Consider the following 13,355-nt stretch of genomic DNA (forward strand, 5'->3'; position numbering starts at 1 on the left):
GCCATGTTTCGGTTGTAGCTGCCCCGAAATCCACGCGGTTTCGTCGCAAACAAGGGTTTTGTTGCCCGGCGGCTAACCCCACGTCCTTGGTGCCCTTATGATTGGTGCGGCTTTGCGTCTAATGGGGAATCATGACAACAATGAAGATCGGTTCGCGTGCGCCCAAAAGTGCCCGAGCAAAAACTGGAAAGGGGCCGGGGCGGACCCGCCTCCGTCCAGACATCCAGGGCCTGCGGGCATTTGCCGTCATTGTCGTCATCTCCGATCACTTGCTTCGGTGGCCCTCTGGCGGCTTCATTGGCGTTGACATCTTTCTCGTCACTTCAGGATTCGTCATCACGGCCAGCCTGCTGCGTGAGCACGACAAAACAGGCCATATCTCCTTCACAGGCTTTTGCAAGCGACGCATCAAGCGAATAATGCCAGCATCAACATTGACGCTGACTGCCACCGTGATCGCCGCATATTTCCTCTTTGGACCGGGAAGGTTCCTGTCCACAGTCAGCGATTCCCTCTGGGCGCTGTTCTTCTCAGCCAACTGGCATTTCGCGGCCGCTGGCACAGACTACTTCCAAGCCGCTGGCCCAGTCTCGCCAGTCCAGCACTTCTGGTCTCTGTCCGTTGAAGAGCAGTTCTACTTCGTTTGGCCGTGGCTTCTTCTGGGTATCTTCGCTTTAATGGCCAAGGCCGGCAGGGCGGGCAGCAGCAAAACAGTCGCCGGAGTCTGCGTGTTCCTAGTATGCGCGGCCAGCTTTAGCTGGGCCATGCACGAGTCAGCCACAGCTCCAACAACCGCGTACTTCTCGACGTTCACACGCACGTGGGAGCTAGGCGTTGGAGCGCTCCTGGCTGTACTCGCGCCGCTGGCCCTTCGCATCCCGTCCGGAATTCGACCTTTCCTCGCGTGGGTCGGAATCGCCGGAATGGTGGCCTCCCTCTTCCTCATCTCTAACAGTTCCGTCTTCCCTGCCCCGTCCGGGGTGCTTCCGGTCATCTCTGCAGCCCTGTTCATCCTTGCCGGGACCGGCGCGTCAGAACACCGAGGCATTACCCCCTTCACCAATCCGGCCAGCAGATACCTGGGAGACATCTCGTACTCTGTACCTCTGGCATTTCCCTGTGATTATCTTCGCGGAATCCCTGTTTCCGGAGCATGACGCCAGCTTCTTCTTGGGCGTCACCGTGGTCATTTTCGCCGTGTCCGCTTATGCGCACCACCCCGTAGAGGACCCGATCAGGAAGTCAGGCTGGCTTGGCGGAGCAAGACGAAAGAAGGATCGTCAGCCACTCAAGGCGTCCTACAAACTGACGGCCCTAAGCCTTCTGGCTGTAGTCTCGCTGACTACAGCGGCCTCAGTTCTAGTCCGCCCTGCAGGTCAAGTGGATTACGTGGCAACGCCGAAAATCACAGCATCCGGATCGGCGGCCGCTTCAAACACTGACGCCAGCACTGCTGCTGGCCAACTCTCGCTCAAGATCCAATCCGCTCTTACCACCCCGGAATGGCCAACTTTTGATCCCGGGATCGAGAACATGGCCGATCAGCGAGTGCCGCAGTGGACAGAAAACGGATGCCTAGACGTCTCCGACGAGAACATCGACAAGTGCGTTTACGGCGCCGTCGATTCCCAGAAGATAGCCGTCGTTGCGGGAGACTCAATCGCCACCAGCTGGCTGCCGGCAATCATCGGCGCGCTCGAGCCCAGCGGCTACCGCATCCAAGCGATAACGAAGCAAGGCTGCCCGATCGCGCTTACAAAGGTCTACCCCAGCCAGACGAGCACAGTACCCTATGACGCATGCACCGACCACCAGGCATGGGCCACACAAAAGATTAATGAGATCAGCCCGGAGCTCATAATCCTTTCCGACTCTGCACTGTCCCTGGAGCGGCTCGTCAGCAAGGCCTCAGGAACAGCTCGCAGGACGAATGGGCCGCCGCCTATGGAAGCGCCCTAGACTCCCTGCCAAAGGCTTCAAAGATCGTTTCGCTTATGCCGCCCCCGGCGCCAGAAACATGCAGGAGTGCTACACCCCTGTGTCACGGCCCTCGGACTGCACTGCCGTCGTCAGCCCCGAATGGGAGATGCTCAAAGCTGCCGAGTCTACGGTTGCGGCGACCAAAGCGGCTGTGTTCGTGGACACGAAACCTTGGTTCTGCGTCCAAGACGCCTGCCCGTCCTTCGCAGGAAACCGCGCGATCTTTGCAGACCCCGGTCACCTAACCGGGGCTTTCAGCGCAGAGCTGGCGCCGGTCATGGCGGAGGCTCTCAATAAGGCTCAAATGCCGGGCAATTAGGGCGGCCTGAGGTGCTGCGAACCAGGAGCGTAACCTGAAACTTCGTGCCCAAAGGATAATGTTTGAATGAGTGATGAGCGAAGGAGAATCTCTGCCCTCGGGCTGAACCCGGATCTCGAACATCTGCAGTTGCCTGCGAGCACTCTCTGCTGGTGGTGCGGAGACGCTGCGACCACCGAAGAGCATCGAATCAAGGCTTCAACCCTTCGTCGGGTGGCTAGGCTGGACGATGGCACCCACGCGCCAAGGAACGTCTACAAAAAGAGTTCTGACTACGCTGGTCCGCTCCGCAGCCTCAATAAGGGCACCCAGGTGCGATGGCGCAAGAATCTATGCGGCGACTGCAATAGCTCAAAGAGTCAGCCATTCGATCGCTCCCATGACGCTTTTGAAACTTTTCTTGTGGATCACATCAATGTGCTTTCCAGTTGGGAGCACCTTGATTGGCAGCTGGTTTACGGGGCAGATTGGCAGGAGCAGTCGCGGAATCTGGCTCGCTACTTTGGTAAACAGCTTGGCTGCATGCTGGCATCTCATCAGCTACGAGTACCTACCGAGTTGATCCAGTTCCTCGATGGCAGCGATCGCTGCCCCTCTGTGAGCTTCATGCTGTGCATCAATCCCCGTGCCATAGCGCTACACGAGCGCATGCTTGCTGACGGGGATGAGCACGGCCTGTCTGGCTTCGTTGGGTTGCTCGATTCAAGCGCCTATCAAACTGACGGCATTTTTACGGGTATAGATTACGGCTACCACATCGGGTATTTGTGGTTCGTCGCGCGGTGGCGCGCAGGGTCCGACATCTCGTCATGGTTTGAATACCAGGTGATAGACCTGCCCCGACTCTCCAGTGAAGAGACACCGAATTAATTTCTGCACCCCGGGTGGCGGTTGAATCGCTGCGCAAACGCGATAACAGAAGGGCACGGGGCTACTGAAGGGACCGCGACTACCGGCGGAAGGAATCTCGCTGTGGGCAATTCTGACGTCATACAAGCGATGGGAGGGGTGAAATGGACACGCTGCAAATTCAGCGCGTGGCAGTGACGACGGAGCAAAATGAGGTGGGAGTCATCCTCAGTCGAAGCCCGCTGCGGTCAATCAGAAGGACGCTATGACAACTTCCTCGCGCATGTCTTCACCCGAACTCGCCCGCCCCGACCCGAGCGACCGCCCTGATCCCGCGCCGGCCAAGCTCTGGACCCTCATCTTAGGTGTGGCGCTAGCGGTCGTCCTAGCCGTAGGCGTTGGGCTTGTGGTTTTCATCCTTGTTTTAGAACACCTGCAACTACCGAGAGCAGATGCGGCCAGAACTGCCATAACGCTGGTGGGTATCCCCACCGCAGCGGGAGCGGTCTTCGTTGCGTTACGAAGTTTGCATCTAAAAGAGCGGCAACTGCATACGGACCAGCAGCGCGTGGCAGACGCATATAGAACTTATGCTTTGGCTTTCGACGCCGAGCACACTCGGCGGCAAAGTGATCAAGAACGGGAACTCCGAGCCCGATACGTGTCAGCGGCTGAGCAAATGGGGCATGACTCCGCTGCGGTCCGCTTGGCTGGAGTCAATGCCATGGCTCAGCTCGCAACGGATTGGAGTGACCAACGCCAGTCGTGCGTTGACGTCCTGTGCGCATATTTGCGGCTACCACAACTAACGACATCCAGCGGCGACCTCGACCCCTCTGACGGTGAAGTGCGGCGTACTACACAGCGGCTAATTAGCCAGGGTTTCACGAAAGCCGGCGACAAGGACTCGCAGCCCGCGTGGCCCGCTACCGACCTTGACCTGGATGGGGCTGTCCTTGATCAATTCCAACTGGTCGACGGAGTTGCCCGGAAGGCCACATTCAAGAAGACACACTTCATGGGCTACACCTCCATCGACGCCGGAATTTCTAACGCAACATTTGATGACTCGATATTTTTCGGTGCAGCCAGGCTTGCTGGAATGATGGGTCAATCAAACTTCAGGCGAGTCACCTTTCATGAGAACGCATCGCTCACCATATTTAGCATTTACAGCCCAAACTTCTTCCGCATGATATTCAAAGGCAGGCTCACGCTAAGCCGGGCCGTCCTTTCGACCAACCCATACACTTTTCATGAAGCGTCATTTGCCTTCCAGCCTCCGGTCAATGATCTTGTCTCCTATATCGGCTGCACGCTCAACGGCACGCCCCTAAAAGACTCTGTCATCAGGGATTGAGGCCCCGCCTCGGCTCGGCGCATCCGGCACCGAGCGAAACTGACCGTCTCTACTGCACTACCTAATGCCAACGTCCACAAATCCGGCCACTCGAGCGGGGAGCCGCAATCACATTGCGGTTGGAGGGATAATTGCCCCATGACCCCCGGGCAGTGGCTGCTGGACTTCTTCTGGACGAACGACGACCTCCTTGAGGCTAGTAATAAATGGGGTGGGGTACTCATGGCAATCACTGGTGCGATGATCGTTGCCCCACAGGCATGCAAGCATGCCCTCGGTGCAACTGTTGGGGTGGCAATCACAAAGATCTCCATGGGCATCAGAAGCGCCTTGGCCCGCCGTCATGGCGGGACTCTTAGCCAGGTAACCGCCGTGCGATCAATTTCGTTCGATTCCCATTTCGGAGCGGCGACAGCGACCCAGTCTCTCCGGTTTGAAGAAAAGGCGACTGTTGCAGAGAAGGTGACGTGGCTCAAGAACCAACTCGAGTTCATCGATGCCCGGTGGCAAAACGCCGCAGCCAGGCTCGATGAAATAGACCAAATGACAAGACGTCAACTGCAAGAGCTGGATACCGGCGTGCACGCAGAGTTGAAAGAGTTGCGGGACCAAGTCGGGAGGATCGAACGCGATTCGGTGCAAATCGATGCCACAGGGCTGCCGCCTATCCTGGCAGGCATCATCCTAACGGGCGTTCCGGAGGAGCTGGCAGGCTGGGGCGTGTTCGGCTGGATGATATTCCTGATCTTCGCTGGCGGAACTATCGCTGCTGCAAGCAGGAGCTATAGCAGCGGCAATTGGCGGTAGGGCCGACTACAAGTCGTTGTGATCACTTCAGCGCTCAGCCTCGCTGAAGTGAAGGCGAGGATCGGTGGAGCTGCAGGGACTTGAACAGGGCGCAGAAGCTCCGTGTCCAGTGCAGCGGCTTTCTTGCCGAGACCTAGGCAGGAAAGGCTGCTTGCACCTTTAGGTCTTTCCGCATCAGGCCAACAGCCACGTTAACGCGCTTTATGGAGTCCGTTGCAAAGTCTGACAACTTACCTTGGAGCTCACGATGTATCTCGGAGGTCATAGCTTCATTGGCCGCTTTTGCATCTGCCGCCGAGAGGTTGCCGCTCATGTGTTTCGCGTACATGACGGTCGGCAGATCATTGACCCACCCCTGCAGGTCTGCTAGGGCTATAGTCATCTTGTTTATTTCCTCCGCGATGGCTGTAGGAGCAAGGAACTGTGCGTTCAGGCAAACTTTGTACATTTCCTCGTAGGCAGCAATCATTTCCGCCGCCTCGCGGTCATCATGACCGATGATGTTAAAAGCATTGCTCAAGGGAGCCCCGGCGAACGTCTCAACAAACTTCTGATACGCCTTGAGTTTCTCGTTTCTTTGCCACTGGCGATGCTCATTCGTGCGGGACAGCAAGGCGCCAATCATTGCACCGAGGACCACAAAAACGCCGGCGACGACCGGAACCCAAAGATTAGTCATACTCCAATTTTGCCGCATTGGGGCGTGGCTGCCCCAGTGGCGCAGCCTGCTACGGTCGCTCCACCATGGAAGCACGTGCGGCGCGTTGGTCTATTGCTGCCGACGCTGGCGTGTGGCCAGACCTGTGCAAGTGTAAGTTTGTTTGCCTTATCGCTCCTCGCCAACCACGACATCAACGGGTTCTGCGTGAAGACGCAAGCCACTGTTTAGTCTGTCCATCAGGCTCTTTACACCCCTGGAGCAGTTACTGCGCTCATTCGAGGATAGGCTGTCGGGAGTTGGCGCATATCGCTTGTGTACGGCCTTCGCCTGGGTGGGCGCGCTTTTGCGCAGCCTCTCGAACGCTTCAGCCAGGTCGGCGCGGACATCGACACCAAGAGCCCCCGCCGTTACGCCCCATGCGTGGGACTCCAGAAACGACATAACTTGTTTCGGCGTGTAGATGAACGCACCACTGGCGTACATATGCGCCAAGCGTTCAGCGCTGGCGAAGTCTCGCGCCGTCCTAGTCATGTAGATCTCCACAAACTTTGCGTCTGCCTTACTGTAGGACTTCCAGTCCACAATGACGCGCTCCCAGATGGCTTGTTCGACGTCAGCTACCTCGTAAATGGTGGAACCGCCATGCTCACGGAATGCAATGCGGCCGGCGGTCTTCACGTATGCCGCGTGGAAACTATCGAAGTCAAGGGTGGGCAAAGCATTTGCTACTGCAGCTTTCATGCTGCTCCTCTCAGCGGAAGCACAGCCCTAATGTTGGTGGGGCTGCATTTTGAACTTTCGAATGTCTGGCACTCGCATGAGTCGCAGGCGGCCCTAGTAACGCCCACGAGCCCTTCGACGGAAACCGTCATGGCTACCGACTGGGTGACGCCTGGGTGACAGCGGGGCGCACTGCTCGACAGCATGCGCGTGCAGTCGCTAGCCCTCGTGCACCGCTGTTACTGCTTTCGCCGCGCATGCGCCTTAGTCGCTGGACGGGGGTCCGGCAGGCCTGCCGAGCGCAGCTCATAAAGAGCTGCGCCAACTGTTCGGCGGTCATGCCGCTGACCGCTCTGCCTGAATGAGTTCCACCAGTCGCACGTCCCATGCGTCTTGGTTGCTGAAATCTCAGTGCCGGCGGGAAAGCTTCGACCCTCGTTCACGAAGATGCCGGCCAGCGTGCGCTGCTCCTTGAGGATTGCTCGATAGAACTTCACCTGGTGACCCCCATTGCACTCAGGAAGGCCTCGGCATCTGCCAGTGACTCATGGGTGCCGATGTAGTAGAACTTGAGCCACTCGTCGCTAGCCTCGAACCTGTAGAGCGTGAAGCTGTGGACTGGAGCCTCGGCGCCTGACGGCTCGAATACCGCCTCTGCAATGACGTAGCCCTCGAAGGTCTCGAATTGGCTGCCGCGATATATGCCGTAGTACCGGCCTTGGCCGAAGTATCGCTTATTGCCGATGCCAAAGAAGTCGTTGCCCACCCGCTTAGCGTGCCGCTTGAGATCCTGCAAGGTGCTGATTCTAAAGTCACTCATGGTCTTGCCTTTCGTTGAAATTGGCCGGGATGCCATGCCTTGTAGTGAGCGCAGGCGCTCACCACGAAGCAAAGAACACCCGGTCTATGCTGCGAATGCTGCGGTTGACTGGAATACGTGCGTCACGCCTGGGAACTCGGCGGACGGCACCTTGTAGTAATCGGCGGGGAACTCGGGAATCATGGTCAGCGGTGCCGGCATGTCCGGCGCTGGCAACAAGGCGTGGACTGCATGCGCGTCCCGCAACAACTCGGCGACCGACAGTCCGCGAACGTCGCTTGGCGCATTCTCCAGGTCGGCAGGCTCCTCGCTGGGAAGCGTTACTACCGTTGCTGTCTGCTCTTGTGCGGCGACTGCGGGGGGCGTGAGGAACCAACTACCGACGAGCAACAACAAGACCGCTACGATCACCGCGAACGCGATAAGGTCGCTCTTCTCCTGGCGGTTGAGCTTTTGCATCGGGGCTTCTTTCAACAAGGTTGCGGGGGGATCGATTGCTACCGTGACTACTCGGCTCGTGCCGCGAGTCGCAGGCTCTGCTTGCTGGGGTTGCATGTCTGCGGCCTTTCGTTAGTTGTTTGGTTGCGCCTTAGTTCGCCGGCTATGTAGCGCACTGCTCAGCCGGCAATCGGGGCCACTGGGCTACCGTCCTGACGGCGTGCGAGTTGATCCGCTGAGGGGCTTGGTGTGCAGTCACTTCCGGCCCGCCACGTCCAGCCGCTTAATGGTGGCGGTGGCGGTACGAAGAGCCATGAGAACCTCACCCAACCGGGTAAGGTGGCTGAAGCGCGGCAGTAAGTCCAGCCGCCTGAATCCGGCCGGGGTCATTACTTCGACGCGGGGCGCGATGTCATGAGTGCGGCTCCCCCGCGTGAATTTGAGCTCGTCCTCTGGGTTCATGGCGCCACATTTGATGGCGGTAGCCCGCATTATCCGCAGTTCGCGCTTTATGAGTGAAAGCGTTGATGACGTTGACATAGACACTCCTATTGCGCAAGTAGCGCTACTTGATAGGTGAAAAACTGGCGGGCTGTAGCACTACAGCCCGCCTAATCGAATGGATTTACCTGCACTTCGCTCCGTCCAACAAATGCGATCGGGGCTTGTGTTCGTGTTTCATTGGTTCCTTGCTATTCAGTTGTCTATTCGGTTGTGGGCAATGCCAGCGGACTAGCCGCCGTGCCACATCCCGACCAATTGAGGCCGGCTAAGCTCAAGCCTGAGACCAGGGCGAGCGAAGAATTCTGAGTTGATGGGCTACCAATTATGAAGTTGCTTACGAGACTGGCGCGCTGGCCCAGATTGCCAGCCTCGCTACTTGGCGGATTGGGGCGGGACGTTCGCCCGCTCCCCTCGCAGGACGCCGGCTACCATGCGGCACACCTCTGCGGGCAGCGGCGGCCACTCCACCACAATCGCCCGAGCGTGGGCCTGTATCTCTTCCTTTGTCATTGCCACTCCTCTATTGATTTTGATCTAAACCGCAGCCAGAACAGCTTGCGGCACACGCCCAGCGCTGGCCATAGCGGAGTTATTACGCCGCCAATCTTCAATGATTCGCATCACGTCTGCCGCAGATCCTTCGAAACCAGCGCGAGCGCCGTTCGGGCCATACTCAATGAAGACATTGCCAGTCTCCTCCTGGTCCTCCATCTCGTTCACTACAGCATGAATGCTGCTCAAGGAGATGTATGTGCCGCCGAAGTCTACAAGATCAATCATGGCTCTACCTCTTTCCGTGACCGATTCTATCGGTCTTCACAATTCACCTAGTTCATATTTTCCTGCTATTCAATTGTTATTTAGTTGCACTCTCAGCGCGCTATTTTGCGGGCTGATGAGGTAATCCTTCTGCCAATCAGTCCCGTTACCTAGCCCTGTAATATGTCCGCTTCTTGGCGACTATTTGCATATCCTTGGGGCCGTGCAACTCGCACCTTTATCCGCTCTTCAGCGTAGGCACTCGTCATATGTCCGACTGTTCCAGGTTTATTCAATTCTCAAGCTTCTTGGGGATTCAGGTGTCCGGCCTTTCAGCCTTTCTCCCTGCCCGATGTATCGAGTATTGCATGAGTTGCGCAACTAGCGCAACTCTTGAATCGAAGTTGTCGCCGCCTGAAGGTGTGAAGTTGCGCAACTTCCGCGTAAAGTAGCGGCTTATGGAGGCAAAAAAAGTTTCAGAACTGATTGACAAGACCGGGCTTACGCGACAGAAAGTCGCCGACGCCCTGGGTGTATCAACTGCTCAGCTCCGTAAGTATGAGCACGGGTACGCCCCAATCCCACAGGCGCGGCTAGCCATCCTTGATCAGCTAGCCGGCGGATCTAGAAGCGCACTGCGCCTCCTTGGTTCACCGCGACCAAGTGCGGCTCAGCTTGCACAAGTGCCGGCGAGTGAACTCATAGAAGAACTCGCACGTCGGGCCAGGGCTGGGCAGCTACGCGACGTAGAAGGCGAGGGCGGCAAAGGCAGGACACTAAGGGCGGTGGCGTTCACTGATGTTGCCGACGACTAGACAAGGGCGGCATAGGGTCGCTGATCCACTGCACCACTGAAGGCCAAGCAAAGTGCATCACATTGCTTGGCCTTCTCTATGCCCAGATACAGGCGCACAGACGCGTGATACCCCCATCATGGCATCCAGTACCAGGGCTGCCCAGCGAGGCGCTGAGAGGTGGCATAGAAGGCTACTGAGAGGCATTCAGTACAAGGGGGTGGGGGTAGCCCCCGGATCGCGCAGCCGGCCTCCCCGGGGGTAATAGCTCTCGACTGAATGTACGGGTTCTAGAGTCCATGAGAGCCTCGAGAAGCCCTCGCCGAAGAGCGAGGGCAGGAGCTTTGGCCAGCCGTAGCGCTGGCCCTATACCTTCGCCGGCCGAAGATGACCCGTCAGAAAGCGGGCCTCGATCGGCGATGGCAAGGTCTCTGGCAGGGCGACGAGAAGTCCTGCCGCCTGCGCCGCAAGCCGCGCTGCGGTCCTGACGTTGTGCTCCGACTGGGAAACTTCAGCAAGGTGGCCTGGCCGCACGCAGTGCCTGACATTGCACTCATGGTCCAGCTGAATGAAACGCGGAAGCTCGCAACCAGTCAGCGTCTGATAGAACCAGCGATGAGCCCGCACCTCACGCCGCCCATCACCCAGATAAAAACGGCCATAGCCCTCCCCGTTCGTCCTCCCGGTCCACAACCAACATCCGTTTTCATTCCGCGCGTCTACACGTCGCGCAAAGCGCTCTAACGGCGCGCCGCCGCGAGGCTTCGGGTGGACAGGCACTCCATGACGATGAAGGTTGGAGTAGTGGCCGCTGCAATAGCCAGCTTTTGTGCTGATCTTGGCGCACTGGTCCACCAAGCAATGCGGCTTCGGCACCTTCGCCACTTTCGGCTTATTCGGTCGGGCAGCCCGAAGAGCTCGGACGCGATGAGTAGTGCACACGCCCTTCGCGCTGTGTGGGTTCGAGCAGCCCTCAACTTCGCATAGTCGGACTTCTCCCCGGTCTGCGCGCTCCTGCCGCCGCCGCCTCAGGCCGCGCTCGTAATGGGGGCGGCAAAGACTGTGATAAACGCCGTGCCTCGGCTTGTGGCAATCGTCGACCGAGCAAGTACTTGAATCCATTGGACCCCTTAGCGTCTGAATATCTGGACGCGTTTGCGTCCCTAAACATAAGTGGATGCAACAAAGCCTGTCCTCACCTTCGCGAGAGGACGCGGTGACTTTTAATGCCCATGCGCTAAGAGCCGCTTACTCCCAATAAGGATTGACGCATTTATGAAGCTGGCGACGCGGGAGGGCTAGACAACTCTGGGCAGACGGTCTCTTGGGCAAAAATGAAGATGGCTTGGCGATCATAATGAGCCGCATCCCGCCAAAGGTTATCGATGGCCCCCTCGGGACCGAGGGGGCCGATGTCTCCACAAAACTTGGCGGTTAGAGCGCGGGCTTCGCGGACGGTCAACTCGGTCACCCTCGGCCCAGCTTTTGTGTTAGCCAACTCCTGAAACTTTGCAGCCGGGTTGCTTGTAGCCGTCGGAGACTGCCTAGGGGCCGGCGGTCTGGGCTGGATCGGCGGCACTGCAGGCACTGAGGCAGAGACCTAGTGCGAAGACCGTGGCGGCCTTTCTGAGGGCTGGATTCATGACGAAATGGTAGCGGACCAAATGACTTCTCGGGATCTGATCCAAGAGGAAGCGGCGCGACCTGGGTTGTTGCATCCACTTATTAGTAGAGGCAGAGCGGGAACCATTTAAGGAGGGCAGCACGTAGCTGCGAACCACCAATAGCTAGCTTCCCAACTGGAAACACGAAGTGTTTTCCAGTTGCACAAAGTCACCTCACTAACCACAACCTAATGACTTTCACGAAAACCTCTCGCACTTCGTGCTTCGGTTTTCGTGCATCAGGGAGGCCAACCGCTTCCGGGTCCAACATCAGGGACCGAGCGGGTTACACGTCACCTCATTGTTACCGACAAAGATGTCCAGATTTAGTGCAGCGGACATCCGCTCATTTATTGAGAAAAGTTGCGAAACCTTCGAAGGGGCGGCGCCTACCTGCGAATCGCCGATCGTTAGCCGCTCAACTGGCAACACGAAGCCTTCCCGGCCGGACGGAGCTACCCAACCATTAGCCACCGCTGGCTGCCCCGCATTCGTGCTTTCGGCACACACGGCGACCGTTACATGATCGTTACCCGGTTTCGTGTCCGGAATCGGGCCGTCGGACATCCACTCATTATTGGAGGCAGTTACGGGAACCATTTAAGGAGGGGGCAGTGCGTAGATGCGAACTACCTACTGCTAGCCACGCAACTGGAAACACGAAGTGTTTTCCAGTTGTACGAAGCAAGCTAACTACCAGTACGAAATGACTGCAACCGAAAACCTCTCGCACTCCGTGCTTCGGTTTTCGTACGCTGCGGGTTGATCCAATCCCCGCTCATCACACTGCTCGATTTGTCGGAGTCGAGAGTCCACGGAAGCCTCTCGGCTTCGCGGTGGACTTTTTCATACCTACCGACATAGGGAACCGTGGAACTTGCGTTGTTTGATCGTCGCTTGCCGGACGCAGTCTGGACCAAAATGGCACTTGCACCCGGCGGCTGCTGGCAAATGATGGGTGGCCTCAATGGCCACGGTTATGGCCAAGCTTGGCACGGAGGCGGGACTCGCTACGCCCACCGCCTTGCCTACGAGCTTCACTACGGATCGATACCTGAGGGGCTCTTCATTGACCACCTCTGCCGCAATAGGGCCTGCTTCAACCCCTTGCACCTTGAAGCCGTAACCAATGCCGAGAACGTCATGCGAGGTCAGGGCGTCGGCGCCAAAGCGGCACGGCAAACTCACTGCAAGCATGGCCATGAATTCACTCCCGACAACCTCTTGAAGTCAAAGCTTCCCCATCGGGTGTGCCTCGAATGTTCGAAGAGGTGGCAGGCGACGAGCAACGCACGCCGCCGCCAGCTAAGGCGCGGCAACCTCGCTCTAGCCGCTTGAAACCTACGCCAGCCGCCCTTCTTCGCCGCTGGCTTTCTAGACCACCGGCAGTCGAACTCCCTGCTCTGTCCTCGCTGGACGCGGCCCTCTCACGCGGACCCGAGCTTGCAGGTTCTGAGTTCCTGCCGGTGTTTACCTGCCAGGCCACATGGGCGGCTAACATGCCGCGTCCTTAGCCTGGCAACCCCCGTCCTGCAGGCAAGCTGCAGAGTAGCGCAATGGAGCGTGCTCTCAGCCCCTGCAGGCGCAGACTTCCGGCTCAGCGAGTTGCTCGCTACCGGGTGGCGCTCAGTCATGAGTGGATAGCTCACCCCGCAGGGTGAGCAAATGGCAATCAACGGC

15 protein-coding genes are annotated in these 13,355 nt (G+C 58.0%); 8 read left to right on the forward strand and 7 right to left on the reverse strand.

From position 1 onward, the window contains the following. The first annotated feature begins 131 nt into the window (after window positions 1-131). From CQ020_RS03600 to CQ020_RS03625, 6 genes are all read left to right on the forward strand, one after another. The gene (locus tag CQ020_RS03600) at window positions 132-1,157 is read left to right on the forward strand and encodes an acyltransferase (protein ID WP_105690583.1); all 1,026 of its coding nucleotides are present in this window, start codon (window positions 132-134) and stop codon (window positions 1,155-1,157) included. Next, a complete protein-coding gene (locus CQ020_RS03605) occupies window positions 1,120-1,959 on the forward strand; it encodes an SGNH hydrolase domain-containing protein (RefSeq protein ID WP_105690584.1) in 840 nt (279 codons plus the stop codon). The genes CQ020_RS03600 and CQ020_RS03605 overlap by 38 nt, the downstream gene beginning before the upstream one ends. Window positions 1,960-2,038: 79 nt before the next feature. Then, window positions 2,039-2,299, forward strand: a complete 261-nt coding sequence (locus CQ020_RS03610; protein WP_146116603.1) for an SGNH hydrolase domain-containing protein — start codon at window positions 2,039-2,041, stop codon at window positions 2,297-2,299. Between the two features lie 66 nt (window positions 2,300-2,365). After that, window positions 2,366-3,169, forward strand: coding sequence for a hypothetical protein (locus CQ020_RS03615; RefSeq protein WP_105690586.1), 804 nt, complete (start codon window positions 2,366-2,368; stop codon window positions 3,167-3,169). A 244-nt stretch (window positions 3,170-3,413) separates the two neighbouring features. Then, window positions 3,414-4,508, forward strand: a complete 1,095-nt coding sequence (locus tag CQ020_RS03620) for a pentapeptide repeat-containing protein (RefSeq protein ID WP_146116604.1) — start codon at window positions 3,414-3,416, stop codon at window positions 4,506-4,508. 138 nt (window positions 4,509-4,646) lie between these two features. Beyond that, the gene (locus CQ020_RS03625) at window positions 4,647-5,315 is read left to right on the forward strand and encodes a hypothetical protein (protein WP_105690588.1); all 669 of its coding nucleotides are present in this window, start codon (window positions 4,647-4,649) and stop codon (window positions 5,313-5,315) included. Window positions 5,316-5,448: 133 nt separating this feature from the next. Here CQ020_RS03625 and CQ020_RS03630 read toward each other — a convergent pair whose 3' ends face one another. The 7 genes from CQ020_RS03630 to CQ020_RS03660 all read right to left on the reverse strand — a co-directional run bounded on the left by CQ020_RS03630 (window position 5,449) and on the right by CQ020_RS03660 (window position 9,238). After that, window positions 5,449-5,994, reverse strand: coding sequence for a hypothetical protein (locus CQ020_RS03630; protein ID WP_105690589.1), 546 nt, complete (start codon window positions 5,992-5,994; stop codon window positions 5,449-5,451). Window positions 5,995-6,141: 147 nt separating this feature from the next. Further along, on the reverse strand, window positions 6,142-6,717 hold the full coding sequence (locus CQ020_RS03635; RefSeq protein WP_105690590.1) for a hypothetical protein: 576 nt from the start codon (window positions 6,715-6,717) through the stop codon (window positions 6,142-6,144). Between the two features lie 472 nt (window positions 6,718-7,189). Further along, window positions 7,190-7,516, reverse strand: coding sequence for a hypothetical protein (locus CQ020_RS03645; protein ID WP_105690592.1), 327 nt, complete (start codon window positions 7,514-7,516; stop codon window positions 7,190-7,192). 84 nt (window positions 7,517-7,600) lie between these two features. Beyond that, window positions 7,601-7,975, reverse strand: coding sequence for a hypothetical protein (locus tag CQ020_RS03650; protein ID WP_105690593.1), 375 nt, complete (start codon window positions 7,973-7,975; stop codon window positions 7,601-7,603). 234 nt (window positions 7,976-8,209) lie between these two features. After that, on the reverse strand, window positions 8,210-8,494 hold the full coding sequence (locus CQ020_RS03655; protein WP_105690594.1) for a hypothetical protein: 285 nt from the start codon (window positions 8,492-8,494) through the stop codon (window positions 8,210-8,212). Between the two features lie 336 nt (window positions 8,495-8,830). Continuing rightward, the gene (locus CQ020_RS24100) at window positions 8,831-8,968 is read right to left on the reverse strand and encodes a hypothetical protein (protein WP_181151738.1); all 138 of its coding nucleotides are present in this window, start codon (window positions 8,966-8,968) and stop codon (window positions 8,831-8,833) included. Window positions 8,969-8,992: 24 nt separating this feature from the next. Beyond that, window positions 8,993-9,238, reverse strand: a complete 246-nt coding sequence (locus CQ020_RS03660; RefSeq protein ID WP_105690595.1) for a hypothetical protein — start codon at window positions 9,236-9,238, stop codon at window positions 8,993-8,995. Between the two features lie 437 nt (window positions 9,239-9,675). On the opposite strand from CQ020_RS03660, the gene CQ020_RS24705 reads away from it, so the two are divergent. Together CQ020_RS24705 and CQ020_RS24710 are read left to right on the forward strand one after the other, a co-directional pair. Further along, a complete protein-coding gene (locus tag CQ020_RS24705) occupies window positions 9,676-10,032 on the forward strand; it encodes a helix-turn-helix transcriptional regulator (RefSeq protein WP_105690596.1) in 357 nt (118 codons plus the stop codon). Between the two features lie 2,597 nt (window positions 10,033-12,629). Further along, on the forward strand, window positions 12,630-13,013 hold the full coding sequence (locus tag CQ020_RS24710) for an HNH endonuclease signature motif containing protein (RefSeq protein WP_374955176.1): 384 nt from the start codon (window positions 12,630-12,632) through the stop codon (window positions 13,011-13,013). Window positions 13,014-13,355 lie beyond the last annotated feature (342 nt).

It is taken from the genome of Arthrobacter sp. MYb23 (assembly GCF_002979775.1).
Lineage (GTDB): Bacteria > Actinomycetota > Actinomycetes > Actinomycetales > Micrococcaceae > Arthrobacter.

What these genes read in the sequence shown, in the direction of transcription:
- CQ020_RS03645 (WP_105690592.1), bottom strand. Translation starts at nt 7,516, where the DNA reads ATGAGTGACTTTAGAATCAGCACCTTGCAGGATCTCAAGCGGCACGCT.
- CQ020_RS24100 (WP_181151738.1), bottom strand. Translation starts at nt 8,968, where the DNA reads ATGACAAAGGAAGAGATACAGGCCCACGCTCGGGCGATTGTGGTGGAG.
- CQ020_RS03615 (WP_105690586.1), top strand. Translation starts at nt 2,366, where the DNA reads ATGAGTGATGAGCGAAGGAGAATCTCTGCCCTCGGGCTGAACCCGGAT.
- CQ020_RS03660 (WP_105690595.1), bottom strand. Translation starts at nt 9,238, where the DNA reads ATGATTGATCTTGTAGACTTCGGCGGCACATACATCTCCTTGAGCAGC.
- CQ020_RS03630 (WP_105690589.1), bottom strand. Translation starts at nt 5,994, where the DNA reads ATGACTAATCTTTGGGTTCCGGTCGTCGCCGGCGTTTTTGTGGTCCTC.
- CQ020_RS03600 (WP_105690583.1), top strand. Translation starts at nt 132, where the DNA reads ATGACAACAATGAAGATCGGTTCGCGTGCGCCCAAAAGTGCCCGAGCA.
- CQ020_RS03620 (WP_146116604.1), top strand. Translation starts at nt 3,414, where the DNA reads ATGACAACTTCCTCGCGCATGTCTTCACCCGAACTCGCCCGCCCCGAC.
- CQ020_RS03635 (WP_105690590.1), bottom strand. Translation starts at nt 6,717, where the DNA reads ATGAAAGCTGCAGTAGCAAATGCTTTGCCCACCCTTGACTTCGATAGT.
- CQ020_RS24710 (WP_374955176.1), top strand. Translation starts at nt 12,630, where the DNA reads ATGGGTGGCCTCAATGGCCACGGTTATGGCCAAGCTTGGCACGGAGGC.
- CQ020_RS03655 (WP_105690594.1), bottom strand. Translation starts at nt 8,494, where the DNA reads ATGTCAACGTCATCAACGCTTTCACTCATAAAGCGCGAACTGCGGATA.
- CQ020_RS03625 (WP_105690588.1), top strand. Translation starts at nt 4,647, where the DNA reads ATGACCCCCGGGCAGTGGCTGCTGGACTTCTTCTGGACGAACGACGAC.
- CQ020_RS03650 (WP_105690593.1), bottom strand. Translation starts at nt 7,975, where the DNA reads ATGCAAAAGCTCAACCGCCAGGAGAAGAGCGACCTTATCGCGTTCGCG.
- CQ020_RS24705 (WP_105690596.1), top strand. Translation starts at nt 9,676, where the DNA reads ATGGAGGCAAAAAAAGTTTCAGAACTGATTGACAAGACCGGGCTTACG.